The organism is Pseudomonas sp., from assembly GCF_032058845.1.
GTDB lineage: Bacteria > Pseudomonadota > Gammaproteobacteria > Pseudomonadales > Pseudomonadaceae > Aquipseudomonas.
In genome coordinates, this window is sequence record NZ_DAMCCR010000033.1 from 12,376 (window position 1) to 37,489 (window position 25,114).

22 protein-coding genes are annotated in these 25,114 nt (G+C 63.7%); 6 read left to right on the forward strand and 16 right to left on the reverse strand.

Features of this window, described 5'->3' with window-relative positions; all coding sequences use genetic code 11:
* Position 1 precedes the first annotated feature (1 nt).
* A complete protein-coding gene (locus RT028_RS08785; protein ID WP_312934322.1) occupies positions 2 to 139 on the reverse strand; it encodes a hypothetical protein in 138 nt (45 codons plus the stop codon).
* A gap of 573 nt (positions 140 to 712) precedes the next feature.
* Between RT028_RS08785 and RT028_RS08790 the strand changes: the two genes are divergently transcribed.
* From RT028_RS08790 to RT028_RS08800, 3 genes are read left to right on the forward strand one after another with little or no spacing between them, the layout of a single operon-like run.
* Positions 713 to 862 carry a hypothetical protein gene (locus RT028_RS08790; RefSeq protein WP_312934323.1) on the forward strand — a complete coding sequence of 50 codons (150 nt, stop codon included), beginning with the start codon at positions 713 to 715 and terminating at the stop codon, positions 860 to 862.
* Positions 859 to 2,046: an acyl-CoA dehydrogenase family protein gene (locus RT028_RS08795; protein WP_312934324.1), complete on the forward strand. Its 1,188-nt coding sequence runs from the start codon at positions 859 to 861 to the stop codon at positions 2,044 to 2,046. The genes RT028_RS08790 and RT028_RS08795 overlap by 4 nt, the downstream gene beginning before the upstream one ends.
* Before the next feature lie 8 nt (positions 2,047 to 2,054).
* Positions 2,055 to 3,158 (forward strand): sigma-54 dependent transcriptional regulator, encoded by a 1,104-nt coding sequence (locus RT028_RS08800; protein WP_312934325.1) that lies wholly within the window; start codon positions 2,055 to 2,057, stop codon positions 3,156 to 3,158.
* Positions 3,159 to 3,454: 296 nt separating this feature from the next.
* On the opposite strand, the gene sfnG is transcribed toward RT028_RS08800, so the two are convergent.
* Positions 3,455 to 4,546 (reverse strand): dimethylsulfone monooxygenase SfnG, encoded by a 1,092-nt coding sequence (sfnG, locus tag RT028_RS08805; protein WP_312934326.1) that lies wholly within the window; start codon positions 4,544 to 4,546, stop codon positions 3,455 to 3,457.
* A 449-nt stretch (positions 4,547 to 4,995) separates the two neighbouring features.
* On the opposite strand from sfnG, the gene RT028_RS08810 reads away from it, so the two are divergent.
* Entirely contained in the window at positions 4,996 to 6,234 is a 1,239-nt protein-coding gene (locus RT028_RS08810) for an acyl-CoA dehydrogenase family protein (protein ID WP_312934327.1), read from the forward strand.
* 608 nt (positions 6,235 to 6,842) lie between these two features.
* On the opposite strand, the gene RT028_RS08815 is transcribed toward RT028_RS08810, so the two are convergent.
* The 14 genes from RT028_RS08815 to RT028_RS08880 all read right to left on the reverse strand — a co-directional run bounded on the left by RT028_RS08815 (position 6,843) and on the right by RT028_RS08880 (position 22,660).
* The gene (locus RT028_RS08815; RefSeq protein ID WP_312934328.1) at positions 6,843 to 7,199 is read right to left on the reverse strand and encodes a hypothetical protein; all 357 of its coding nucleotides are present in this window, start codon (positions 7,197 to 7,199) and stop codon (positions 6,843 to 6,845) included.
* A 9-nt stretch (positions 7,200 to 7,208) separates the two neighbouring features.
* Positions 7,209 to 8,441 (reverse strand): SfnB family sulfur acquisition oxidoreductase, encoded by a 1,233-nt coding sequence (locus RT028_RS08820; protein ID WP_312934329.1) that lies wholly within the window; start codon positions 8,439 to 8,441, stop codon positions 7,209 to 7,211.
* A gap of 158 nt (positions 8,442 to 8,599) precedes the next feature.
* A complete protein-coding gene (locus RT028_RS08825; RefSeq protein ID WP_312934330.1) occupies positions 8,600 to 9,952 on the reverse strand; it encodes an OprD family porin in 1,353 nt (450 codons plus the stop codon).
* Positions 9,953 to 10,790: 838 nt separating this feature from the next.
* Positions 10,791 to 11,633: a hypothetical protein gene (locus RT028_RS08830; RefSeq protein ID WP_312934331.1), complete on the reverse strand. Its 843-nt coding sequence runs from the start codon at positions 11,631 to 11,633 to the stop codon at positions 10,791 to 10,793.
* Between the two features lie 343 nt (positions 11,634 to 11,976).
* Positions 11,977 to 12,756, reverse strand: coding sequence for an ABC transporter ATP-binding protein (locus tag RT028_RS08835; RefSeq protein ID WP_312934332.1), 780 nt, complete (start codon positions 12,754 to 12,756; stop codon positions 11,977 to 11,979).
* A 159-nt stretch (positions 12,757 to 12,915) separates the two neighbouring features.
* On the reverse strand, positions 12,916 to 14,247 hold the full coding sequence (locus RT028_RS08840; protein WP_312934333.1) for an ABC transporter substrate-binding protein: 1,332 nt from the start codon (positions 14,245 to 14,247) through the stop codon (positions 12,916 to 12,918).
* Between the two features lie 55 nt (positions 14,248 to 14,302).
* Positions 14,303 to 15,640 (reverse strand): ABC transporter substrate-binding protein, encoded by a 1,338-nt coding sequence (locus RT028_RS08845; protein WP_312934334.1) that lies wholly within the window; start codon positions 15,638 to 15,640, stop codon positions 14,303 to 14,305.
* Between the two features lie 76 nt (positions 15,641 to 15,716).
* Positions 15,717 to 16,781, reverse strand: a complete 1,065-nt coding sequence (locus RT028_RS08850; RefSeq protein ID WP_312934335.1) for a branched-chain amino acid ABC transporter permease — start codon at positions 16,779 to 16,781, stop codon at positions 15,717 to 15,719.
* Between the two features lie 4 nt (positions 16,782 to 16,785).
* A complete protein-coding gene (locus tag RT028_RS08855) occupies positions 16,786 to 17,667 on the reverse strand; it encodes a branched-chain amino acid ABC transporter permease (RefSeq protein ID WP_312934336.1) in 882 nt (293 codons plus the stop codon).
* Positions 17,664 to 18,434: an ABC transporter ATP-binding protein gene (locus RT028_RS08860; protein WP_312934337.1), complete on the reverse strand. Its 771-nt coding sequence runs from the start codon at positions 18,432 to 18,434 to the stop codon at positions 17,664 to 17,666. The genes RT028_RS08855 and RT028_RS08860 overlap by 4 nt, the downstream gene beginning before the upstream one ends.
* Complete coding sequence (locus RT028_RS08865) at positions 18,431 to 19,396, reverse strand: hypothetical protein (RefSeq protein ID WP_312934338.1); 966 nt, start codon at positions 19,394 to 19,396, stop codon at positions 18,431 to 18,433. Before RT028_RS08865 ends, RT028_RS08860 begins: the two co-directional genes overlap by 4 nt.
* A 17-nt stretch (positions 19,397 to 19,413) precedes the next feature.
* The gene (locus tag RT028_RS08870; protein ID WP_312934339.1) at positions 19,414 to 20,823 is read right to left on the reverse strand and encodes an LLM class flavin-dependent oxidoreductase; all 1,410 of its coding nucleotides are present in this window, start codon (positions 20,821 to 20,823) and stop codon (positions 19,414 to 19,416) included.
* A 392-nt stretch (positions 20,824 to 21,215) separates the two neighbouring features.
* Positions 21,216 to 21,605, reverse strand: coding sequence for a tautomerase family protein (locus RT028_RS08875; protein WP_312934340.1), 390 nt, complete (start codon positions 21,603 to 21,605; stop codon positions 21,216 to 21,218).
* 110 nt (positions 21,606 to 21,715) lie between these two features.
* A complete protein-coding gene (locus tag RT028_RS08880; RefSeq protein WP_312934341.1) occupies positions 21,716 to 22,660 on the reverse strand; it encodes a LysR family transcriptional regulator in 945 nt (314 codons plus the stop codon).
* Between the two features lie 259 nt (positions 22,661 to 22,919).
* On the opposite strand from RT028_RS08880, the gene RT028_RS08885 reads away from it, so the two are divergent.
* Complete coding sequence (locus tag RT028_RS08885) at positions 22,920 to 24,320, forward strand: amino acid permease (protein WP_312934342.1); 1,401 nt, start codon at positions 22,920 to 22,922, stop codon at positions 24,318 to 24,320.
* A gap of 52 nt (positions 24,321 to 24,372) precedes the next feature.
* Positions 24,373 to 25,114 (forward strand): FAD-dependent oxidoreductase (locus tag RT028_RS08890; protein ID WP_312934343.1); only part of this gene is annotated, 742 nt, incomplete at its 3' end.

Consider the following 25,114-nt stretch of genomic DNA (forward strand, 5'->3'; position numbering starts at 1 on the left):
CCTACTGCGTTTCGACGTCGGGGTCTTCGTCTTCTGGCTCCAGCGGCTTCACATCGTGATTGGCGGGCTTGAGGGGATCGTTGATGAAGGGCACCTGGCTGGGGCCTTGTTCTTCCTGACCGGCTGTTTCGGGTTGCATGGGTTGGATCTCCGGGTGGGGTTTGAACTTCGAGACGGCAAGAGGCGAATACGTTCCCTGCGCGCTGGGCAGGTGAAGAGCGCAGCCCCTCACCGCGGCACGGTCAACCAGTGGCAGGTTGCCCAAGCGCCGGCGGATGGGGCGTGAAGGTCATTCCACTGCCGCTCTGGCGTGAGCGGTGTCCATCGGGCAACACCCTGCTGAAACTGTTGCCGGCACAACAGCGGTCATTTCATATTCCACAAAGAGATATAAATAGGATTTTTAAGTATTTTTTAAAATTTCGGTATCCCTCTATAACGACCTGAACTCCTCGCAGGTTGATCCGTGATGTCGCTCCTCCACTCCTACGCTCAGGTGCCGGGCCGTCCATGGTGTGGTCGAGGAGCGTTTCTGTGGTGCCCCCCTGGCAACAGCTGCTCCACTGTCGCCCTGCCAACAGTGGCGCTACAGGTTGACCGCCCACGAACAGCCGGCGCCCCTTGCGCTGCCCCTAGCCAGCGATTTCACGGCATTGGTACGGCAATTGCCCAGTGCCTTGTCCCTTGCAACCTATCCCTAGAGAGACCTCCCATGAGCACTGGATCACCGATCACCCGTGGCGACGGTTGCGGCTGCCTGCGCACGAACCGCGGGCAGCCGTTGCCCAAGCGCATTCCACACCCTAGCCAGCCCTCTCTACCCCACAGCCTGGACGCCCTGGCCGCGAAGGACATCGCATGAATATCCACGCTCAACCCGCCCCGCTCAGCCCGATGCAGACCGCGCGCCGCCTGGCCGCCGAATTCGCCGAAACCGCCGTCGAACGCGACGAGGCTGGCGGCACGCCGAAGGCCCAGCGCGACGCCATTCGACAGAGTGGCCTGCTCACGTTGAGCATCCCCACCGCGCTCGGTGGCCTGGGCGCCAACTGGAGCGAAACCCTCGCAGTGGTGCGGGAGTTCGCCAAGGTGGACAGCTCGCTGGCCCACGTCTTTGGCTTCCACCACCTGATGCTGGCCACCGTGCGCCTGTTTTCGCGTCCCGATCAGTGGCAACCCTGGTTCGAGCAGTCCGCGCGCCAGCACTGGTTCTGGGGCAATGCCCTGAACCCGCTGGACACCCGCACCGTGCTCAAGCGCTTCGACGGTTGGTACGAATTCTCGGGCAAGAAGAGTTTCTGTTCCGGCGCCAGCGACTCGCAGATGCTGATCGCCTCGGCCATCGATGAAAGCGCCGGCGGCAAGCTGCTGATCGCGGCCATTCCCAGTGGCCGGACCGGCATCACCCTGCACGGCGACTGGGACAACATCGGTCAACGCCAGACCGACAGCGGCAGCGCCACCTTCGAGCGGGTACGGGTCGAGCAGAACGAACTGCTGCTGGACCCAGGCCCGCTGAGCACACCCTTCGCCGGTCTGCGCCCACTGATCGCCCAGCTGCACTTCACCCACATCTTCCTCGGCATCACCGAAGGTGCCCTGGATGAAGCCCGTCAGTACACGCTCAAGGAAAGCCGGCCGTGGTTCCGCTCCAGCGCACAGCAGGCCAGCGAAGACCCTTACACCCTGCGCCATTACGGGGAGTTCTGGGTGGCCCTGGAAGGCGTGCGTCTGCTGGTCGAGCGCGCCGCTGCACTGCTCGACGAAGCCTGGCGCAAGGAGCATGCCCTGGGCGCCGAAGAGCGCGGGCAGCTGGCCCTGGCCATCGCCACGGCCAAGGTGGCGGCGACGCGCACGGGCCTGGACATCTGCAACCGCCTGTTCGAAGTCACCGGCGCCCGCGCGACCCACGCCTCGCTGCGCCTGGACCGCTACTGGCGCAACCTGCGCACCCAGAGCCTGCACGATCCACTGGACTACAAACTTCACGAGCTGGGCAACTGGGCGTTGAACCAGACGCTTCCCACCCCCTCGTTCTACTCATAGGGATTCCCATGCAACTGCTGACCCTCCCCCCTTCGCCGACCCTGGCGACCTCGATCCGGGCTACCGCACAAGTGTTCGAAGACCCTCGATCGCAGGCGCTGCTCGCCCACTTGCAACAGGTCGCCCCGAGCGAGGCCAGCGTCCTGGTGATCGGCGAAACCGGCACGGGCAAGGAACTGGTCGCACGCCATATCCACAACCTCAGTGCGCGCCGCACTGGGCCTTTCGTGGCGGTCAACTGCGGCGCCTTTTCCGAATCCCTGGTCGAGGCCGAACTGTTTGGCCATGAAAAGGGCGCGTTCACCGGCGCCCTGGCCGCCAAGGCCGGCTGGTTCGAGGAAGCCAACGGCGGCACCTTGTTTCTCGATGAGATCGGCGACTTGCCGATGGCCATTCAAGTCAAGCTGCTGCGCGTGCTGCAGGAACGGGAAGTGGTGCGCCTGGGTTCGCGCAAAAGTATTGCCATCGATGTGCGCGTGGTAGCTGCCACTAACGTGCAGCTGGACAAGGCGATCGGCGCCGGCAATTTTCGCGAAGATCTCTATTACCGCCTCAATGTCGTCAGCCTGCAGCTGTATCCGCTACGCGAGCGCCCGGGCGATATCCTGCCGCTGACCCGCCACTTCATCAAAACCTACTGCAGCCGCCTGGGCTATGGCGATGTGCGCCTGAGCCCGGACGCTGAACGCAAACTGCTGAGCTACGACTGGCCTGGCAACATTCGTGAGCTGGAGAACGTCATCCACCACACTCTGCTGGTTTGCCGTAACGGCCTGGTGCAGGACGATGACCTGCGTTTGTCACACCTGCGCATCGAACGTCACGACCAGGCCCAGGCAGCGCCCGTCGAGAGCGCCGAGCAACAGTTGCTGCGCGCCTTCCAGCGTCTGTTCGAGGAACAGACCGGTGGGTTGCACGAAACGGTCGAGGACAGCCTGCTGCGCAGCGCCTATCGTTTTTGCCACTGCAACCAGGTGCACACCGCCAGCCTGCTGGGGCTGAGCCGCAACATCACCCGCGCGCGGCTGATCGCCATCGGCGAACTGGTGGTCAACCGGCGACGCGCGCAGAGCCAGGCACACGCCGAACGGGCGCTGCAACTCTCGATCTAGAAAGTAAGCACCGCCAAGGGCTTCGACCATGCCGGCCTGCGATGGCCTGTACAGCTTGCCGGGTTTGTTGCGTGGCTCGCGGTGCACAGCGTCAGCCACGCGTGGGCTGCTTTGGCGCAGTGCACCGCCTCAGCCGCCCGTTGGCTGTTTTGCGCAGTGCACCGCCTCAGCCGCCCGTTGGCTGCTTTGGCGAGGTGCGCGGCCAAGCCGCGCGCCCGCAAGCGCAATCCAGGTGAGCGGCCGCCACCGCGTCAGGCCGCCATGCGGCCCTTTCAAGGGGGAAGTTCACGGCAGGTTCAAGCCACAGCCCGCGCTGCCACTTGCTGCTGCTCCAGCTCACGCACCAGCGGCAGCACGTGCTGGCCGAAGTACGCCACTTCTTCCTGAAAATGCAGGAAGCCGGACAGGATCAGATCCACGCCAACGGCCTTGAGCGCAACGATGCGCTCGGCGATCTGCCGCGGAGTGCCGATCAGGTTGGTCTTGAAGCCATCGTTGTACTGCACCAGGTCTTCAAAGGTCGACTTGGCCCAGTTGCCCTCGCCCTCCGGGCTCGCTGCACCTGCGTGCTTCGCTTCGCTGCCGAAACCGTTGACTGCTTCCGGGTCGGCCTTGGCGATGATCTCGGCCAGCACGGCGCGTGCTTCCTCTTCGCTGTCACGGGCGATGATGAAGGCGTTCACCCCAACCTTCACCGCGTGGCCGTTGGCCGCCGCCTTGGCGCGCAAGTCATCGACCTGGGCCTTGATGCCCTCGACGCTGTTGCCGTTGGTGAAGTACCAGTCCGAGACGCGCGCGGCCATGTCGCGCGCAGCGCGCGAGCTGCCGCCCTGAAAGATTTCCGGATGCGGGCGCTGCACGGGCTTGGGTTTGAGGGTGTAGTCGTGGAAACGGTAGAAGTCACCGTGGAAGCTGAAGTTGTCCTGGGTCCAGATGCCCTTGAGGGCGCGGATGAATTCTTCCGAGCGGCGGTAGCGCTCGTCGTGGTCGAGCCACGGCTCGCCGATGGCGCGGAATTCGCCCTTGAACCAGCCCGAGACGATGTTGACCGCGATGCGCCCGGCCGTGAACTGGTCGATGCTGGCCAACTGCTTGGCCGCCAGTGCAGGCGTCCACGGACCGGGCAGGATGGCCGCAATGACCTTGAGCTTTTCGGTGGCGGCCAGCAGTGCATGGCTGATGGTCACTGACTCGTGCTGGTTGTCAGCGCCGTAGCCGGCGGTGAAGCGGATCTGCGACAGCGCATAGTCGAAGCCTGCCCGTTCGGCAATCTGCGCCAGCTTGCGGTTGTAGTCGATGTCCCAGCTGGTGCGCTGTTCGATCTTGCTGACCACCAGGCCGCCGCTGACGTTCGGCACCCAGTAGGCGAATCTGATCGCTTGGCTCATGTGGAAGTCTCCTGTCACTCGGATGGGTCAGGCTGCGCTGGCAACCGGAACGGACAAGGGCGTGCGCAGACCGCCCGACACCACCAGCACATCGATCATGTCTGTACTCATGCTTGTCATTCCTGGCCAGTGAGCGTTGTGCCGCAAGACAGGAGCAGCAACCGTGCCAAGCGATGAAGACGTTGCGAATCAGACACTTGAGCCAAGCACCCGGCACATGCGCTGTCTACCGGGCCGCAGAGTGCGGAAGCGGTGACCGACAGCCAACAGCGCGGCGATCCCCCGGGGCTGTTTCGCCATCAACAGCCATTCAACAAGCTGTTGCGAGCGCCACAGCAGGCTTGTTCACTGAAATTACAAACCATTGATAAACAAGGCTTTTGCGAAAGGGCACGGAGTTTGCGAAGCACTCGGCGTCTGCATTCGCACCCTATTCGAGGAAAACCCTGATGACCGCTCGAGCCCACGTTCCCCAGCTTTCTATCGGCACCGACTATGAGGTGCTTGCTGCCAGGTTTCGACCGTTGTTCGCGCGTATTGCCGAGGGCAGCGTCGCGCGCGAGCGAGACCGCGACCTGCCGTTCGAACCGATCCGCTGGCTCAAGGAAGCAGGCTTCGGCGCGGTACGCGTGCCGCTGGAGCATGGCGGGGCCGGCGCCTCGCTGGTGCAGCTGTTCCAACTCCTGATCGAACTGGCCGAGGCCGATTCCAACCTGCCGCAGGCCCTGCGCGGGCACTTCGCCTTCGTCGAGGATCGCCTCAACGCTCACGCCAGCGCCGCCCAGGATGTCTGGTTCAAGCGCTTCGTCGCAGGCGACCTGGTGGGCTGCGCCTGGACCGAAATCGGTGCGGTGAAGATCGGTGATGTCATCACCCGCGTGTCGCGCCAAGGCGAGCAGTGGGTCGTCAACGGGACCAAGTACTACAGCACCGGCAGCCTGTTCTCGGACTGGATCGACCTGTTCGCCCGTCGCGACGACACTGGCGCAGATGTCATCGCAGCAGTCCGCGCCAGGCAGCCGGGGATCACCCTGAGCGACGACTGGGACGGATTCGGCCAACGCACTACCGGCAGCGGCACTTCGGTGCTCGTCAATGCCGTGGTCGAGCCCGAGAACATCATCGATTTCAGTACCCGCTTCAAATACCAGACCGCGTTCTACCAGTTGGTGTTGCTGGCCGTGATCGTCGGCTCCGGGCGCGCTGCGGTGCGCGACTTCAGTGCCGAAACCCGCACCCGCACCCGCGTGTTCAGCCATGGCAATGCCCCGGCTGTCAGCCAGGACGCTCAGGTGCTGCAGGTGATCGGCAAGGCCAGCGGCCTGGTCTACGCCGCCGAGGCCGCGACCTTGCGCGCTGCCGAGGCGGTCCAGCAGGCCTATCTGGCACGACTGGGCAATGACGGGGTAGCGGAACGCCAGGCCAACGTCCTCGCCGAGCTGGAGTCGGCGCAAGCCCAGGTCGCCGCCGTGGACCTCGTGCTGCGCGCCACCAGCGACCTGTTCAACGCACTGGGCGCCTCTACCACCAGCACCGGCAAGCAGCTCGACCGCCACTGGCGCAACGCCCGTACCGCCGCGTCGCACAATCCGGTGATCTACAAGGAACGCATCGTTGGCGACTGGCAGGTCAACAGCGCCGAGCCTCCCTACGTGTGGCAGATCGGTGGCGGCGCCAAGCAAGGCTGAGGGGTAATGCCCGTCATCCAGTTTGAGGTTCATGTGCTTGGGTTTGTCTGATTCATGCATGGGACTGATGGGCAGTCAGTCACCTTTTCGCCCTTGCGGCGACTTACTTTTGCACAGGCGCAAAAGTAAGCAAAAGGCCCCGGGCTCCGCCAGCCGGCCCTTCGCTGCGCTACGGGGGCCCTGCGTTCCGGGGCTCTACGGGGCTGCGCGGCCTACGGTTTGCTGCGCAAACCTACATCTCGCGACTTCGGCTGCGCCTCAGCGGCGCTGCGCGCCGGCCCCTTCGAGCCCCTGCACTTCGGCCGGCTGAAGTCGCAATCCCGGGTGCCTGGACGGGCCAGTCATGAAGAGCACAAGCAAAAGCAAGGCTACGGCTACGGTTCTTACTTAACGTTCATGAGGGGTCCGCATTCTGCAGAAAGAAGCGGCACCCCATGGGAGCGGACGGTCCGGCGCTCCGGTACAGTCGCGAGAGTCGGCGCAGCCGACTCAAGGCTGCGACCCCGATTGTCCTGACGGTATGCGGTTCCGGGATAGGGCCGGCTGCGCCGGCTATAGCGGCTATAGCCTACAGAGAAACTGCGATCCACGGCGAAGATAGCGCTGAGCTACCAGCCATTGAGGTAATGATCGCCGAGCAGACGTCGCTGGGTCGGTAGCGGCGGTTCGGCCTGGCCGGCTACTGGCTGCGCAAGGCTGTGCCCGGCCAGCTCGAAATGCGTCTGCGTGGCCACGCGCGCGGCCTCGGCAGCCGCCAGGCGGAACGTGATCGCTGCGGGCTGGGAATCATCGGCGCGCGCCTGCAGTGCATCGGCCGCGTCGATACGGATGCGCAGTTCGCCAACGGCCGCGATCACCAGTGCTTCGTGGCGGGCGCTCTGCCCGCGCAGGTAGTCGAGCAGGGCAGCTTCGATGTGACGGGCATGGGCCAGATCGCTGCGACCTTGAGCATGGGTAATGAACATGGTGTGACCTCAGTTCCAGGCATGACGGGGCGGCGTGACGCCGTTGAGTACGCGATTGCCGACCAGGTGGTATTTCCAGCGCACCGGGTCATGCAGGGTGTGGGTGCGCGCGTTGCGCCAGAACCGATCCAGGCCCTGGCTGGCCGAAACACTGCGCGTGCCCCCCAGTTCCAGCAGCCGGCTTGAGGCCTGCAGCGCAATCTCGGTGGAGAGCACCTTGGCCTGCCCGACGATCAGCGACGCCTCGGCGACACGGTCTTCGCCAGGCTCAGCGACTGCGCGGTCCACCGCCTCGCCAGCGCGTTGCAGGATCGCTTCGGCCGCGTGCAGGCGCCAGGCCAGCTCGCCGATCAGCGCCTGGGCAAGCGGATCCTGCCAGCCATGCTGCAGGCCGCTGTCGACCCAGGGCCGGGCGACGCGCGCCACCCGCAGGGTTTCAGCAAAAGCGCCGCGAGCGATGCCGGTGTCGACAGCGGCCTGGATGATCTGCGAGATCGGCCCATCGGCGCTGGGCTGGTCGTAAGCCTTCCACGCCGGTATCACCGCGCTCGCCGCCACCCGCACCCCCTCGATACGGACCTGCCCGCTGGCAGTGATGCGCTGGCCGAAACCATCCCAGCTGTCGATCACGGTCAGGCCGGCGGCGTCACGGGGCACGAAGGCAATGTGCGCGCGACCCTGTTCATCGACCCCGGCCACCGGCACGACATGCGCGAACAACGCGCCGGTACAGTAGGCCTTCTCGCCGTCCAGCACGGCATGATCGCCCTCGAAGCGTATCTGCGTCTGGAAGGTGGTGACGTATTGGCTGCGCGCCTCGGAGAAGGCGTTGCCAAAGCGGTAGCCCTGCAACGCCTTGGTGTAGTACTCGCGCTTCTGCGCTTCGCTGCCGGTCAGGGCCAGGTTGCTGAGCACGCCGAAATGGTTCTGCGGCAGTTGCCCGAGCGAGGAATCGGCGGCAGAAATGATGGCAATGACTTCGCTGAGCGTGACGTAGGAAACGCCTGCGCCGCCGTAGGCCTTGGGCACGGTGATTGCCCACAGGCCGCTGTCGGAAAAGCGCTCCAGTTCCTCCCACGGCAAGCGCCGCTCGCGGTCACGCACCGCGGCCTCGCGGGCGAAATCGGTAGCCAGGCGCTGCGCCACGTCGATGGCATGAGCATCATCGTCGATGACCTGCGCCAGGCGCCGGGGTTGGGGACTGACGGGTTCAGGCAGTTCCAGCAAAGGTGATACGGTCATGTGCGACTCCATGGGAACGGGCTACCCGTGCTACAGAGCACAGCCCGTACCAAGTCCTGAAAGGCCATCCAATCAATCGGTTAGCGGTTTTCGCAGCCAGTGTCGAAGCCCCTGCAAGGACAATCTGCGGATCGACTGTTGCTGGCCGCACACTGTGCCTAGAGGCCGATGTCGAGCGGGTACTGGGCGATCAGACGCATTTCGTCGACGTTGGCCTCTGCGCTGTGCCCGCCGCCGACCCGGTGGGTGGCCTGCAGCAGATTGAACGACAGGTCCTTGACCGGGCCGCTCTGCACCACGTAGGTGAGCCACAGGTTGCGCTCCCAATGGCGGCCGTTTTCGATGCCGTTGTAATAGCGGTAGGCCCCGGTTGCGCGGGTGCCATCGATGTCTGCGCCGCGCACGTAGCGCGCGGTCAGGCTCAGGCCGGGCACGCCGAGGGCTGCGAAGTTGTAGTCGTAGCGGGCTTCCCAGGCGCGTTCGTTGGGGTTGTTGAAGTCCGAGATCTGGGACGCGGCATCCAGTTGCAGGTCGTAGGTGTTCCACACGTAGTCGAACGGTGTGTCGCCATCGATGCGGGTGTACGACAACTTGAAGGCATGGGCGCCCACGGCGAGGCCGGTGTGCACACTCCAGGCGTCGTTGTCGATCGGTCCGGCCAGCGCCTGGCCGCTGTCGCGAGTGCGGTAGTAGTTCAGGCCGCTGCTCAGACTCAGGTTGTCGCCCAGCGCTTGGGCGTGGTCGACGCTGAAGAACGACTGGTTCCACACATCGTCCAGGCGGCTGGTGTGCAGGCGCAGGGTCAGGCGGTCGTTGAAGCGGTAGTCGCCGCCGAGATACACCACGTCGTTGGCACCCTTGAGACGTCCGGCATACACGGTTCCGAGGTCGCCACGATGACTGCTGGCGCTGCGGTCACTGCTCGATTCCAGCTTGCCGCCCTGCAACGTCAGGCCCTCCAGGGACGTGTTGTTGAAGATGAAGCCGCGCAGGGTCTGCGGCAGCAGGCGGATGTCGCTGGCATGCAGCACCGGACTGCTGGGGCGGACGTCGCCATAGCGCAGTTCGGTGTCGAAGGCACGCACCTTGAGCGCGGCGCCGACCTTGCCATAACTGTCCTTGGGCTCGCCGTCGGACCCGGGTCCGCTGCGCGGCACGATCCCGGGCACCCCGACACCGTTGCCGACCGTGCCGTTGCCGCCGTCGAGCTTGAGCCCCAGCAACCCTTGCACATCGACACCGAAGCCGACCGTTCCGGGAGTAAAGCCCGAGCGCAGATCGGCGATGACCCCATGGCCCCACTCACGGTGCTGGCTTTGCCGCTCACCGTTGCTCGGGTTACGGGTGAAGTCGCCGTTGCGGTAATCCTGGCTGAAGAAGAAATTGCGGTTGAGCACGCTCAACGTGGCACCGTCCATAAAGCCGTCTTTTTCTTCGTTTGCAGCAAAAGCGCTGCTGGTCAACAGCGCGGTCAGGGAAAGAGCAGTTTTCGAATAACGGGTCGCACACATGGCAAGGTCCTTTGGAAGCAGAAGTCAGCGCTCGCGGGAGCGCGGTGCTTTCGTTATTCCAATCGCCGTGCCAACGGTATAAATCAAACAAATTCAATGAGTTGTCAGTAACATCGGACACTTTCACAACCTGCAGCAGGTGCAGTGTGTCGAATGACTGTTGATAGGAGTACAGTCGCAGTCTAGACAGCCACTGAGTGTTTCAACTGCAAATTTGGGCTATGGCAGGCTGCAGCGCTCCCGAATTTTAGGCGAACCGATAGCACAACCATAGAAAGTCCGTTGGCAACCGACCACGCCGCCGCACTCGACGCTGCATGAGAACGTCAAGGACATACGAAAGAAATACAGCCGGAGCGGCCAGCCGAGAAAGCGGAAGTTAGTAGACTGCATCCACTGCGCGTAGGGAGTGCGTGGGTGATGTATAAAATTCTTGAAAAAAGGCCAAGAATCAGGAGGTAGTCAAAAGACCTTAAAAACAGCGGACGCCTCCCGATGATGTAGGTGCATCTGAACATTCTTGAAGGCTGGCTTTACAAAATTATTACAATCAAGCATGAGCAGGCTTACAGGCTCGCAATACGGCGGTTAGGCCAAGCTTTGTGCTTCGGCTTGGATACCTTGTGTCTGCTTTCGACCAAATACAAAATCCAAGAATTTCTCAGACCAAGCTCAATAGATACTTCCTATTGATGAGCGACGCGCCGGTTAGCGTCCCCTAATGCGCTCTCTCGGTTAATCACCCTCTCGTTCACGATTCGACGAACTACAGGCTCCGCGGGCTTTTTGGGAGGGGTGGGCTTGGACGCTGTGGGCGTCGCAGAGCTGTGCTGTTTGGTCATTTCGAACTCCTGCTCGATGCGCCGGAGGCGTCATCATACGTCATGCGAGATAGAGGCGCACTAGGCTTGGTTGGAGGCTCAGGCTTGGGTTTCGATTCGGCAGCATCTGCCTTTTCGGGCTTGGTCATCGTTTCATCCGGCTTATGGATCAGGGCTTGTTCAAGCAGCGTAGTACGGTTTTCCAATGCTGTTACCGTCGAACTGGCCGATCGTGCAGCAACCTCCTCCGTGAGGCGTGCCAGCTGCGCAGCAACGTGACGATCCCTGATGGAAAATTCTTTTCGGGGCGACGAAGTATCCATGTCATAAGCCACAAAGATAAAGCTGGCTAGCACCAGGGGTACACAGGAAAGCAAACAGCAGACAAATGCCTTGAACACCAATCGAGAGCGCTTTTCATTGACCAGAGCATTGTGGGTCGCACAGGCGCTTAGCGCTCTGCCGATGAACGCTTCAGTTTCGTTCTTGGGATCAATTAAAGTAAACGCTTCATCTTCAGAAACGGACGCATTGTAAATTTCAACCTCCTTGTTGTATTGCACCTGCCCCTCGTAGTACTCCTGTATTTTCGTCGCATAGGGCATCCTGTTGAATTCCGATCCACTGAACGCCTTGCAATTAAAATAGGCGGAAATCGCAGTCATCATCAACACCAGGACAATGAACACCACGATGACATAGGCCACGCCCGGTTTGATGGAGAAATCAAGGAACCTCGCCAGGTACACTGTGACGGACACGAGCAGAAAAATTGCCGTAAATAAAAGCTGGACTTTTATGCTGATATTTTCTTTGATGCGCTCCTCATAGGCGTACATCTTTTCATAGATCAGATTCATATCCATATTCCTAACAAAAGCCCTTGATCCGCTGGTACCAGAAAGCATTTCTGCCGCGATGGCATGGCATGGCAACGCAACAAACCCTGTATCATGAGCAAGCGGCAATTCTTCAAGCCGGCCGCGTTAAAGTCAATATGGATTCCGTAACCGCAAGAAACCGGACTCTTTCACAAACTCAGAAGCTGTCCGAAAAGTGTTAAGCGCATAATGGGCGAGGCAAGAAAAGCCGGCGGCGTCCCCAACAGGCGCCGCGGATGCAGCGCCCTGGTCAGGCGCCACCCACTGTTCTGAACACAGCAGCACCAAATCTCAAGGTTTTTCCACCCCCAACCGAACGCACTCAAACCCTCGCCTTCCCCCCCAGATAGAACTGCCCGATATCCTCACGCCCACGCAGCTCCACTGCCTTCCCCTCCCCCACCACGCGCCCGCTTTCCAGAATGTAGCCATAACTGGCATGCCGAAGCGCCACATTGATGTTCTGCTCGGCCACCAGAAAGCCCATACCCTCCTGGGCATTGAGCTGCGCCACGATGGCGAAAATCTCTTCGACGATCATCGGTGCCAGGCCCATGGACGGCTCATCGAGCAGTACCAGTCGCGGCTGGGTCATCAAGGCCCGTCCGATGGCGAGCATCTGCTGCTCCCCGCCCGAGGTCAGCCCGGCCTGCGTTTTACGTTTGGTCTGCAAGCGTGGAAACCAGGCGTAGATCCGTTCCAGGTCCTGCTCCAGCTGCCGCCGCGACGGCTTGCGCAAAAAGCCCCCGCTGCGCAGGTTTTCCTCGATGGTCAGGTGCGCAAACACATGCCGCCCCTCCAGCACATGGACAATGCCCTGCCGCGCCAGGACGTTGGGTGCCACGCCGGCAGTGCTCTGCCCCTGAAAGTGGATATGGCCGCGGCTGACTCGCGCCCGGTCGGCCTGGACCAACCCGGAGATCGCCTTGAGCGTGGTGCTCTTGCCCGCACCGTTGGCCCCGAGCAGGGCGACGATATCGCTCTGCCCCACCCGCAGCGACACGCCGGCCACGGCCAGAATCGCGCCGTCATAGATCACTTCTATATCGTCTACCGCCAGCAGCGCCGAGTGAGCAGCGCTGGGTCGGGTTGCCTGATTCATGGGATCGTTCCTCGTTGGAAAGCTGCAGGCTGCACGCATGGACATCGCGATTTCAGGTTATGGCCCCAGGCTCGGACGCTGGAGCGGGATGACGGCGATCGGCTCACGCTCAAGGCCCAGGCCTGAAGCCTGAGCCCCGCAGCGCGAATGCCTACCCCGTCACGCCCCGCAATCACGCGGCGTCAGGCCCTTTTCCTTGGCGAATTCCGCTGCCTTGGCATCAATCAGTGGCCGCAGGATGGCGCGATCGGCACGTACCCAATCGGTGATCAGCGTCCAGCGCTGTCCATCCCACTGCTGCACCTTGGCGGCGCCGCCCCCCTCATGGTCACTGCACGACAGCTTCAATGGCTGCATCAACCCCAGGAAGCCGATCTCCTTGAGCCGCGCATCGTCCAGATTCAAATGCTCCAGGCCCCAGCGGCCCTCCTCGCCGTTGAGCGGCCGCTTGCCAAACTGCTGCTGCCCAGCGCGGATCGCCTCGACGGCAATGGCCGCGTTCACCAGCCCTGAGTTGTAGTACACGCTGCCGAAGCTCTGCGGGTCCTTCAGGTCGCTCTTGCCCTTGTCGAGGATGTGTTCCTTGATGCGCTGGTGAATGTCGAACGTGGTGCCCCCCGGGTACGGCGTCAACGCCAGGTAACCCTTGCCCGCGGCACCCGCTGGCAGCACGTCTTCGTTGGAGCTGGCCCAGATGTCGCCGACGATGCGCTCCACCGGGAAACCGAAGCGGGCTGCGGTCTTGATCGCGACCGGCGTAGAGACACCCCAGGTCCGCAGGAACACCCAGTCGGGCTTGAGCTGGCGCACCTGACGCCATTGCGCGGCCTGCTCGTTACCCGGGTCGGCCACCGGAATCTGGATGTTCTCGAAGCCGTACTTTTCCGCCAGCAGTTGCAGCGGCCCCTGGGTTTCCCGGCCATAGGCCGAGTCGTGATAGACGGTAGCGATCTTCTTGCCTTTGAGCTTGTCCAGCCCGCCTTCACGCTCGGCGACGAAATTGATGAAGGCCGAGGCCTCGCTGTAGAAGGTCAGCATCACCGGGAAGTTGTACGGAAACACTCGGCCGTCGGTGGCTTCGGTGCGGCCGTAACCCAGGGTGATCAACGGGATCCTGTCGGCCTCGGCCTTGGCGCTCAAGGCATAGGCCGCCGGTGCACCATTGGGCTGGTAGACCGCCACGGGCGCACCATTGAGGCCATTCTTGAAGCGCTCGTAGCATTCGATGCCCTTCTCGGCGGTCCACTCGGTCTCGCATTCCTGCCAGACCAGTTTCACCCCATTGATACCGCCCTCCACCTCGTTGATGTAGCGCAGGTAGTCGATCATCCCGGCCCACACCGGAATGCCGCTGGAGGCATAGGCGCCGACCCGGTAGGTGGCCAGGGGGAAGAACTGTTCGTTGGCGGCCTGGACGGCCTGGGGCAACGCAGCGTACGAAGCGAGTGCAAGACCCAGGGCGGCGAAACGACGTGTGAAGCGTGCATGCATGATGAGGATCTCTACGGATGCGCCAAGCCACGCGGCCAGGCGCTGGGTTCAGGGGTCAGCGCTCGCTGGCGCAATCGCGCGGGGTGATGCCTTTTTCCTTGGCGTAGGCCGCGGCCTTGGCCTCGATCAGCGGCCGCAAGGTGGCGCGATCGGCCTGCAGCCAGTCGGTCACCAGCACCCACTGCTTGCCGTCCCACTGCTGCACGCGGGCCGCGCCACCGCCTTCGTGGTCTGCGCACGACAGTTTCAGCGTCGGCAGCAGACCTTCGAAACCCAGGGCCTTGAGCCGCGCGGCATCGATGTCCAGGTGCTCGAAGCCCCAGCGCGCCTCCTCGCCGTTGAGCGGCCGGTTGCCGAAGCGGGTCTGGGCGGTGCGCAGCGCCTCCACGGCGATGGCCGCGTTGATCAGGCCGATGTTGTAGTACACCTTGCCGAAGTAGCTGGGGTCCTTGAGGTCGCTCTTGCCGGGGTCGAGGATGTGTTGGCGCAGGCGCCGATGAATCTCGAAGTCATTGCCGCCGGGGAACGGTGCCAGGGCCTGGTAGCCCTTGGCTGCAGCGCCTGCGGGAATCACGTCGGCTTCGGAGCCGGCCCACACGTCGCCGATAATGCGATCCACGGCGATGCCAAAGCGCGCGGCGGTCTTGATCGCGACCGGGGTGGACACGCCCCAGGTGCGCAGGAAGACCCAGTCCGGCTTGAGCTGGCGCACCTGTCGCCACTGCGCGGACTGCTCGTTGCCGGGGTCGGCCACCGGAACCTGGATGTTCTCGAAACCGTACTTCTCGGCCAGCAGCTGCACGGCTGCCTGGGTTTCGCGGCCATAGGCCGAGTCATGGTAGACGGTGACGATCTTCTTGCCCTTGAGCTGCTCGAAGCCGCCTTCACGCTGCGCAATGTAGTTGATGCCCACCGAGGCCTGGCCGTAGTAGTTGAGCAACAGCGGGAAGGCATAGGGGAACACGCGACCATCGGTGGACTCGGTGCGGCCACCGGCACCGTCGATCAGCGGAATGTGATCGGCTGCGCCCTTGTCCATCAAGGCGTAGGAACCCGGCGTGCTGTGGGTGAAGAAGAATGCGGTCGGCGCGCCGTCCTTGCCACCCTTGTAACGCTCGTAGCATTCGACGATGCGGTCGACGCTCCATTCGGTCTCGCACTCCTGCCAAACCAGCTTCACGCCATTGATGCCGCCCTCTACCTCGTTGATGTAGCGGAAATAGTCGATTTCCCCGGCCCACCAGGGAATACCACTTGAGGCATAGGCGCCCACCCGGTAGGTGGCCATGGGAATGAACTGCTGGTCGCTGGCGGCCTGAACAGTCGGCAGCAGGAACTGGGTGCCGAGCGCCAACAGGCTGGCGAACATGTGGCGATGCAAGGTTTTGCGCATGGTGTGAGCTTCTTCTGAGGTGTTGGAAACCTCCTTTCCCGGCGCCGGGTCAAGGCGTGTTGAGGTGACGCAGGATTCAGAAACGCAGCGGCCAGACACGCCAGCGTTCGCGCAGGTTGCCGAGCAGGCGCACCAGCCCCTCCGGTTCCTTGATCAGGAACGCGATGATCAGGCCGCCGAAGAGAATCTTCTGCAGGTTCTGCAACTGCCCGGCATCGACGTTGCCGTCGAAGAGCCACTGCCCCACGTGGCTGAGCAGGATGGGCGTGAGGCTGATGAACGCGGCGCCGATGAAGTTGCCGGCGATGCTGCCCATGCCGCCGATGATGATGATGAACAGGATCTGGAACGAGCGGTTGATGTCGAAGCTGCCGGCGCTCGCCGTGCCCAGGTAGGCGAAGGCCCACAACGCGCCAGCGATGCCCAGGTAGAAGGAGCTGACGGCGAAAGCCAGGCGCTTGTAGCGGTCCACCGGAATGCCGATCACCGAAGCGGCGGTGTCCATATCGCGGATCGCCATCCAGTTGCGCCCCACCTGGCTGCGCACCAGATTGACCGCGACCCAGGTCAGCAGCAGCACGCAGCCGAGGGTCAGCAGGTAGCGCCCCACCGGGCTCGCCAGGCTCACGCCGAACAGCTCCAGGCGTGGCGCGCTGATGGTGCCGGAGGACGCGTAGTTGTAGAACCAGGGGAACTTGGCGAACACCCACTCCAGGAAAAACTGCGCCGCCAGAGTGGTGACCATCAGGTAGAAACCCTTGATCCGCGCGCTGGGAATGCCGAACAGCAGCCCCACGGCCGCGGCGATCAGCCCGCCACCGAGCAGTGCCAGCGGCAACGGCAAGCCAGGCAGACGCAACAACAGGCCATAGGTGGCAAAGGCGCCCACCGCCATGAAGCCGGCAGCGCCCACCGAGGTCTGCCCGGCATAGCCGGTCAGCAGGTTCAGGCCCAGGCCCGCCAGTGACAGCACCAGGAAGGGAATCAGGATCGCGTTGAGCCAGTAGTCGTTACCCAGCCATGGCACACCGACCACGGTCACCAGCAGCAACAAAATGAGGGTCCACGGCCAGTGTCGCCGAGCGAGGATCAGCGGCGCATCGTCGAAGCGCGTACGAAGGCGTGAAGCGGTAGCGGTCATGGCGTCATACCCGTTCGATGGCCCGGTCGCCGAACAGACCGGCGGGGCGGATGTAGAGGAAGATCAGCGCGAGGAAGTAGGCGAACCAGGGGGTGATGCCGCCGCCGATCAGCGGGCCGATGTAGGCCTCGGCGAGGTTCTCCGCCGCACCGACGATCAAGCCGCCGACGATGGCCCCACCGATGGAGGTGAAGCCGCCGATGATCAGCACCGGCAGCGCCTTGAGCACCACCAGCGACAGCGAGAACTGCACGCCCTGGCGCGCGCCCCAGAGCAGCCCCGCGACCAGCCCGACGATCCCGGCCACGGCCCAGACGATCTGCCAGATGCGGTTGAGGTCGATGCCCAGCGACAGCGCTGCGCGGGTGTCATCCGCCACCGCGCGCAAGGCGATGCCGATGCGCGTCTTGTTGAACAGCAGGGCCAGCACCAGTACCAGCAGCGCCGATACCCCGGCGGCAATGAGGTCGAACTGGCTGATCATGATGTCGCCGACGAATAGCGGCACATCCTCGATCCCCAGGTCCAGGGCACGCACCTGCGCGCCCATCAGCCCCTGGGCCAGCCCCTCGATCACGAACGACAGGCCAAGCGTGGCCATGAACAGGGTGATCTGCGAGCGATTGACCAGCGGCCGCAGCACCACACGCTCGATCAGCAGCGCGCCCAGGATCATCACCACCACCGTGACAGCCAGCGCAACGGCGAACGGCAGGCCCTGGTCATGCAGGCTGACGAAGGTCAGCGCGGCGAACAGCAACATGGCGCCCTGGGCGAAATTGAAGACGCCGCTGGCCTTGTAGATCAGCACGAAGCCGATCGCCACCAGTGAATACATGGAGCCTGCGAGCAGGCCGCCGATCAGGGTTTCAAGGAAGAAGTTCATGCGTGCGGCGTCCCCAGGTAAGCGGCAATCACATCAGGGTTGGTCTGCACTTCGGCCGGAGTGCCGTCGCCGACCTTGCGCCCGTAATCGAGCACGACCACATGGCTGGACAGGCCCATGACCACCTGGATGTCGTGTTCGATGAGCACCACGGTGGTACCCAGATCGCGGTTGATGTCGGCAATGAAACGGCTCATGTCCTGTTTTTCCTCGGCGTTCATGCCAGCCATGGGCTCATCGAGCAGTAGCAGGGTCGGTTGCGCGATCACGGCGCGGCCCAGTTCCACACGCTTTTGCAGGCCGTAGGCCAGGCTGCCTACGGCAACATCACGCCAGGGCTGCAGTTCGAGAAATTCCAGTACGGCCTCAGCCCGTTCGGTGAAGGCCCGTGCTTCGCGGCGCGCCCGTGGCAGCCCCAGCGCCTGCTCGATGAACAGGCTGCGCTGAAAGCGCGACAAGCCGGTGAGCAGGTTGTCCAGCACACTCATCTGCTTGAACAAGGCATTGTTCTGGAAGGTGCGGCCGATCCCCAGGCGCGCGGCCTTGAGCGGATGCGGACGCTGCAAGAGCGCATCGGCGAAATACAGCTGGCCGGTATCGGCCTTGTAGACACCGTTAAGGATGTTCAGCAGCGAGCTCTTGCCTGCGCCGTTCGGGCCGATCAGGGCGCAGATCTCGCCGCGTCCGACGCTGAACGACAAATCGGAAATCGCCTTGACGCCCTTGAACGCCAGCGACACGTTGCGCACTTCGAGCAAGGCGTTCATGCCGCGCGCTCCAGGTACTCGTGCAGCCAGGCTGCCGGGCGTGCCAAGACGGCAGTAGGCGGTGCACTGGCCACCTCGATACGCCGCAGCCGAGCAAAGCCCAGCAGCCGCCGAACCCGTGCCTTGAGCCAACGACCGACAGCACGCTGCTGGTTGGCCAGGGCCCAGTCGCAGGCTTGCCGCCGCCAGCTGCCGGGAGGTGCCAGTCGCGATTCGATCTCGGCCGCCAGCGCCTCGACCCGCCTGGGCGAGAGCAGCAGGTCGGTCGGGGTGATCTCGCGCCGATCGCGGCTCGCCGACTCACTGGTTTCCGGAAACGCCAGCCCCTCGCCCTGCCCCAGCCAGCGCTGCAACACGTGGCTCAGCCCGTCCTGCCATTCAGTGCCTTCGTCGACCCACAGCACGTCGTCGGCCGCCACCTGCGCCCAGCCCTGTCGCTGCGCTGGAGCCGCCTGGGCCACGAACAGCGCCGACAATGGCTCGACCTGCCACAGGCCTTGAGCCATGGCCGAGGCCTGGGCGGAGAACACGCGCAACGGCCATTGCTCGGTGAGACCACTGCCCAGCCAGTTCGCCACGCTTTCACGACATTGCACATAGGCGAAGGTCGGACGCGCCTGGCTCAACTGCCACTGCAGGATGTCGCCCTGGCCGTGGCGGTCGATCATCTGCAGATGGCCGCCAATCTGCCGCGCTGCCAGCGCCACGATCAGCAATGTCGGCTCGAACGCACCGCTCAGGGCCAGCCGCGCGCCCGCCGTGAAACCCTGCTGACGCAAGCCGTCGGCAACGTGCTCGACCTCGCGCTGCACATCGATCCAGCGCCAGGCTTTCCAGATGCCCAGGCGACGATGGCGCAAGGCGATCTGGGTTGGCCGCTCGCGCGCCCAGTGCTGCAAGCTGGCGAGTGCGCCCTCGGCGGCCGGATCGGTGGCTGTGAGGTGCAGTTGATGAAGACTCATGACGACTCCTGTGCGGCTCAGGCCGGCTCGACCTGACTGGGACTGACGCCATCGCGCAGGCGGCTGAGGTCGCGATAGGCGGACGCCGGATGGCTAGCGGGCAAGCGCGGGCCATCGCCGAACAGCTTGTCGCGCAAGGTGCCGGCGCGGTATTCGGTCTTGTACACGCCACGTTTCTGCAATTCGGGCACCAGCAGCTCGACCACATCGCGAAAGGTCTCGTGGGCCAGGGCGTAGGCGAAGTTGAAGCCGTCCACGTCGGTGTCCTCGACCCAGGCCTGCAGTTCATCGGCGACGGTCTGCGGGCTGCCGACGATGAGTGGACCAAAGCCGCCGATGCCCACCCAGTCGGCCAGTTCCTGCACCGTCCACTGCTTGCTCGGGTCCGCCGTGGAGAAGGTTTCCACCGCCGACTGGATGGCATTGGTGTGAATGTGCTTGAGCACCTGATCGGGCTGGTACTGCGCAAAATCAATCCCGGTCCAGCCCGAGATCAGCGCCAGCGCGCCTTCGTAGCTGCTGTATGTTTTCAGTTCCTGCCACTTGGCCTTGGCCTTGGCGTCGGTCTCGTCGACGATCACCGTCTGCAGATTGAAGATCAGCACTTTGCGCGGATCACGTCCGGCTTCGGCGGCGCGCCGGCGGATGTCGGCCACGGTCTTCTTCAAGGTGACTTTCGAAGGCGCCGCCACGAACACGCATTCGGCATGGCCGGCGGCGAAATCCTTGCCGCGGCTGGACGCGCCGGCCTGGTAGAGCACCGGGGTGCGCTGGGGCGACGGCTCGCACAGGTGGATGCCAGGGACCTGGAAGTGCTTGCCGTGGTGGCGAATTTCGTGAACCTTGCTCGGGTCGCTGAAGACGCCGCGCTCACGGTCACGCACCACGGCGCCTTCCTCCCAACTGCCCTCGAACAGCTTGTAGAGCACCTCCAGGTATTCGTCGGCGTAGTCATAGCGCGCGTCATGGTCGCTCAGGGCCTTCTGCCCGAGGTTGCGCGCGCCGCTGTCGAGGTAGGAGGTGACGATGTTCCAGCCAATGCGGCCCTTGGTCAGGTGGTCCAGGGTCGACAGGCGGCGGGCGAAGGGGTACGGGTGCTCGAAGGTCAGCGAGGCGGTCAGGCCGAAGCCCAGGTGTTCGGTGACCAGTGCCATGGGCGTGATCAGCGCCAGCGGGTCGTTGACCGGCACCTGGGTGGCCTGGCGGATCGCGGCGTCGCCGTTGCCACCGAAGACGTCATAGATGCCTATCACGTCGGCGATGAACAGGCCATCGAACTTGCCACGCTCCAGAAGCTTGGCCAGATCGGTCCAGTAGTCGAGGTCCTTGTACTGCCAGGATCGATCCTTGGGGTGGCGCCAGAGGCCGGGCGACTGATGGCCCACGCAGTTCATCTCGAAGGCGTTCAAACGGATTTCACGGGGCATGGGAGCTCCTGGTGGATAAGCCGGGCACCGTATGAGGGTGCGATGACAAGGTTTATCAACAGGATTCGTGCCAAGTTGAATTCGTCTTGAATATCAAGGCCTTGGGATTTTTTAGAACAGCGGGCCTGTGGCTCCCGGCGCAGCATTGTTGATCGTCTGCACAGCCTGCAACAGTGAACGCCCTGCAACAGATGCCGAGCGCCGGTAGCGCGCATCCTGCGCAGGGCGCGCAGTCGACACCAGCCGCCGGGTTGGCTGTGTCATTTTGGCCAACACACCGCCCTTCCTATGGGAGGCGCCAGCCGCGATGGCCGGCGCAGCCGACCCAAGGCTGCAACCCCAATTGATCCGACCTGGATGAAACATCATCACCACTTAAGCCGGCATGTTTCCTACAGCTCCCCCGTCAGAAACTGCGCCCTGCCCCAGCCGAAGCTCCAGTCTTCATCCTGGTTGGAGATGATCGACACCATGATGTCGCTCGCAGCGATCGCGCACCGCTGTTCGAGTTCGCTGCAAAGCAGGCGGTAGAAGCGTTGCTTGGCCTCGACCGAGCGTGGCCGGCTGGTGACGCTGATCAGGGTGACTTTGTCCGTTCTGGGTATGTCGAGCCCGGTGTCCTGAACCACCAACCGGTTGCGCCTGTGTTCGGAGACGATCTGATAACGGTCGCGCTCGGGCACCTCGAATGCTTCGACCATGGCCCGGTGCACGCCCTCCATCAGGCTGTCGATGTAACTGTCGGTATGGCCCTGCACGATATCGATTCGAATGAGCGGCATGTGTTGTCCTGTAATCGGCGCTGAAGAGGTGTTCACCCTAACGCGGGTCACCGCCGCCTTCCACGCCGGCGCCCAGAACTCAGTGTTCGGTCAGCCGCACAATCGCTGTTTCAGCCAGCACTGAAGCCTTCGGCCAGGGACTCGCGCAGGTAGTCCACCAAGGCTTTGACCGCGTTGGGCACATGGCGCGAATAAGGCCTGATCACATGAATCTGTGAAGCGAATGCACCCACGACGTTCCAGTCGGGGAGTACCCGACGCAAGCGGCCGTCGCGCAAGGCGGCCTGCGCGCTGAAATCCGGCAGCAGCGCAATGCCCAGGTCCTGCAGGGCTGCATCGCGCAGCGCTTCGCTGTTGTTGGTGGCCAGGTTTCCCGAGATGGGCACGGTGACGCGTGCGGTCGGGTCGCCGTCGGCGCGCTCGCGCTGGAGGGTCCAGGCCGGCTTCTCTGCTGAACGCGGGTAGTACAGACAGTTATGCTCGCTCAGGTGCTCAGGCTGGCGGGGCTCGCCACGGCGCTGCAGGTAATCGGGTGTGGCGACCAGCAGCGACGCGGTATCGCAGAGTGTCCAGGCCACATGCGTGTCGGGAATCTGAAAGCTGTGGCGAACGGCCAGGTCGTAACCTTCGGCCGTGAGCGAACTCAGCGTATCGGACACATCGACCTGGACCCGCACGTGCGGATACCGGCTCAGGAACCCCGTCAGCCGAGGGATCAACTGCTGCCGGGCGAACGCCACCGGCGCCGTAATCCGCAGCGACCCGCTGAGGGTGGTGGCGGTGTCCCGCGCCGTGACGAAACTCGCTTCGATGCGCGCGTACGCCTCGCGGGCACCTTCATACAGCGACAGACCCGCGTCGGTGAGCCGGACGCTACGCGTGGTGCGCACCACCAGCGGCACACCGGCGGCTTTTTCCAGTTCGGAAATCCGCTGGCTGATCACCGACTTGCTCATGCCCAGTCGCGCGGCCGCCGCCGTGTACGTGCCCTGTTCCTGCAGGACCACCAGGCAGCGGATATGCGTCCACAGCCCCTCGATTTCATTCGCCAGCATCTGCTTCACCTCTGAGACCGATCGGTCGGCTACAGGCCTGCATGCCAACCCCCTCTCGCGTTTCGCGAACGCCCACCGACGCGCTGTGACGCAGGGTACTCAGCCCACGGGGCCGCTTCAAACGCTAAATGACCGCCCTCATACATTTGTATGAAGCCGGCCTGCGCACTCCGAACATTTTGCGATATCAGCCCCCGCCGAGAGCCCTTACCGTCTCTCCCTGGCAGCGTTGATGACTAAAAATAACAGGAGACGATCCATGCCAATGCAGTCCGAACACGACCCGCGCCTCAAACGTGCACTGAAAACCCGTCACATCAGCATGCTCGCCCTGGGCGGCGTCCTCGGAGCGGGGCTGTTCGTCGGCTCCAGCGCGGTGATCGCGGCGACCGGCCCCGGCGCGTTCATCACCTACGCCATCACCGGGCTGATCGTGGCGCTGGTAATGCGCATGCTCGGCGAGATGGCCGCTGCGCACCCCAGCAAAGGCTCGTTCGTCGACTACGCACGGTTGGCGTTCGGCCGCCCGGCCGGGTACATGACCGGCTGGCTGTACTGGTACTTCTGGGTCATCGTGGTGGGCTTCGAGGCCGTGGTCGGCGGCCAGATCATCAATGCCTGGCTGCCCGAACTTCCGGTCTGGGTCATCGCGCTCGGGTTGATGCTCGGCATGACCCTGCTGAACCTGATGTCGGTGCATGCCTTCGGCGAAGCCGAATACTGGTTCGCAGGCATCAAGGTGGCGGCGATTGTGGTGTTTCTCGTGGTGGTGGGCGCGTTCGTGTTCCACCTGTGGCCCAACTCGGATGCCAGTTTCAGCAACCTGACGCAGCACGGCGGGTTCCTGCCCCATGGCCTGAGTTCACTGTTCACCGGTGTCGTGGTGGTGATCTTCTCGATGACCGGGGTGGAAGTGGCCACGCTGGCCGCCGCCGAGTCCGAAGACCCCTCGCGCAATATCCGCAAGGCGGTGAACACGGTGATGGTGCGCATCCTGGTGTTCTTCGTGCTGGCCACGTTCTTCATCGTCATTGCCCAGCCCTGGACCAGCCTCACGCCCGGCAAGTCACCGTTCGTGACCACGCTGGAACACATGGGCATCCCCGGCGCAGGCACCCTGCTCACCGTGGTGATCCTGGTGGCGGTGCTGTCGGTGCTCAATGCCGGGCTATACACCTCCTCGCGCCTGCTGTTCGTCCTGGCCTCCCACGGTGAGGCGCCGCGCTGGATGGCGGCGGTCAGCCGACGTGGCGTACCGGTCAGCGGCGTACTGGTCTCGACCCTGGTCGGTTATGGCTGCGTGGTGATCGCGGCGCTGTGGCCGGACACGGTGTTCCAGTTCCTGATCAACTCGTCCGGCACGGTGTTCCTGTTCGTCTACCTGATCATCTGCCTGTCGCAGCTCAAGCTGCGCCGCCGCTGGGTGGCCGAGGGCAGCCTGAAATTCGCCATGTGGGGCCACCCGTGGCTGCCGCTCCTGGTGACGGCCGCCATCGTTTCGGTGCTGGTGAGCATGGCCTTCGACCCTTCCATGCAGCTCAGCCTGATCCAGTGCCTGATCGCCATCGTCGCCATCGCCGCGTCGTACGCCGTCAAGCGCTTGTCCCGCGCCCCTGAGCGCGGCCTGCAGACGCCACCGGTAGACAGCGTCGAACCCTGAATACCGTGTCAGACACCGCCCGAACCTTGGGTCGTCATTGGGAAGTACCAACATGTCAGCGAAACTCGATTTGCCACAATTGCCCAACAAACCGCTGTGGTTCGCGCAGGGCCCGACGCGCGAGCGGCTCGAAGGCGCTGTGGAGGCCGACGTGGTCATCGTCGGCGCCGGCTACACCGGGTTATGGACCGCCTATTACCTGCTCAAGAGCGATCCTTCGCTGCGCGTGGTGCTGCTCGACCGGCAGGAAGTCGGCTTCGGCGCCTCGGGGCGCAACGGCGGCTGGGCCTCGGCCATCTTCCCGATTTCGCTGCAACGCGTGGCGCAGTTGTATTCGCACGACGCGGCCCTGCAGTTGCAGGCGGCGATGAACGACACGGTCGACGAAATCGGCCGAGTGCTGGCCCTGGAAGGTGTCGAGGCCGACTATGCCAAGCAAGGCTTTCTTTCCCTGGCCCGCAGCGGCCCGCAGATGGCGCGGGCGCAGGCGGCCGTCGAGGCTTCGGCGCGCTTCGGCCTGCCGGAGCAATGGCGAGTGCTCGACGCAGCCCAGGCGCGGGCCAGCCTCGGCGCCGAGGGCACGGTGGGCGCGCTGTACACCGAGCATTGCGCGTTGATCCATCCCGGCAAGCTGGTCCACGGGCTGGCCGCGCTGGTCGAGCGCCTGGGGGCGAAGATCTATCAGCACTCGGCGGTGACGTCGATGGCGCCGGGCCTGGTGCACACCGACCGCGGTTCGGTACGCGCCGAGATGACCGTACGCGCCACCGAAGCCTTCACCTCGCAGCAACCGG

Coding starts and splice junctions, on each gene's coding strand:
- RT028_RS08785 (WP_312934322.1), bottom strand. CDS start 139: ATGCAACCCGAAACAGCCGGTCAGGAAGAACAAGGCCCCAGCCAGGTG.
- RT028_RS08790 (WP_312934323.1), top strand. CDS start 713: ATGAGCACTGGATCACCGATCACCCGTGGCGACGGTTGCGGCTGCCTG.
- RT028_RS08795 (WP_312934324.1), top strand. CDS start 859: ATGAATATCCACGCTCAACCCGCCCCGCTCAGCCCGATGCAGACCGCG.
- RT028_RS08800 (WP_312934325.1), top strand. CDS start 2,055: ATGCAACTGCTGACCCTCCCCCCTTCGCCGACCCTGGCGACCTCGATC.
- sfnG (WP_312934326.1), bottom strand. CDS start 4,546: ATGAGCCAAGCGATCAGATTCGCCTACTGGGTGCCGAACGTCAGCGGC.
- RT028_RS08810 (WP_312934327.1), top strand. CDS start 4,996: ATGACCGCTCGAGCCCACGTTCCCCAGCTTTCTATCGGCACCGACTAT.
- RT028_RS08815 (WP_312934328.1), bottom strand. CDS start 7,199: ATGTTCATTACCCATGCTCAAGGTCGCAGCGATCTGGCCCATGCCCGT.
- RT028_RS08820 (WP_312934329.1), bottom strand. CDS start 8,441: ATGACCGTATCACCTTTGCTGGAACTGCCTGAACCCGTCAGTCCCCAA.
- RT028_RS08825 (WP_312934330.1), bottom strand. CDS start 9,952: ATGTGTGCGACCCGTTATTCGAAAACTGCTCTTTCCCTGACCGCGCTG.
- RT028_RS08830 (WP_312934331.1), bottom strand. CDS start 11,633: ATGAATCTGATCTATGAAAAGATGTACGCCTATGAGGAGCGCATCAAA.
- RT028_RS08835 (WP_312934332.1), bottom strand. CDS start 12,756: ATGAATCAGGCAACCCGACCCAGCGCTGCTCACTCGGCGCTGCTGGCG.
- RT028_RS08840 (WP_312934333.1), bottom strand. CDS start 14,247: ATGCATGCACGCTTCACACGTCGTTTCGCCGCCCTGGGTCTTGCACTC.
- RT028_RS08845 (WP_312934334.1), bottom strand. CDS start 15,640: ATGCGCAAAACCTTGCATCGCCACATGTTCGCCAGCCTGTTGGCGCTC.
- RT028_RS08850 (WP_312934335.1), bottom strand. CDS start 16,781: ATGACCGCTACCGCTTCACGCCTTCGTACGCGCTTCGACGATGCGCCG.
- RT028_RS08855 (WP_312934336.1), bottom strand. CDS start 17,667: ATGAACTTCTTCCTTGAAACCCTGATCGGCGGCCTGCTCGCAGGCTCC.
- RT028_RS08860 (WP_312934337.1), bottom strand. CDS start 18,434: ATGAACGCCTTGCTCGAAGTGCGCAACGTGTCGCTGGCGTTCAAGGGC.
- RT028_RS08865 (WP_312934338.1), bottom strand. CDS start 19,396: ATGAGTCTTCATCAACTGCACCTCACAGCCACCGATCCGGCCGCCGAG.
- RT028_RS08870 (WP_312934339.1), bottom strand. CDS start 20,823: ATGCCCCGTGAAATCCGTTTGAACGCCTTCGAGATGAACTGCGTGGGC.
- RT028_RS08875 (WP_312934340.1), bottom strand. CDS start 21,605: ATGCCGCTCATTCGAATCGATATCGTGCAGGGCCATACCGACAGTTAC.
- RT028_RS08880 (WP_312934341.1), bottom strand. CDS start 22,660: ATGCTGGCGAATGAAATCGAGGGGCTGTGGACGCATATCCGCTGCCTG.
- RT028_RS08885 (WP_312934342.1), top strand. CDS start 22,920: ATGCCAATGCAGTCCGAACACGACCCGCGCCTCAAACGTGCACTGAAA.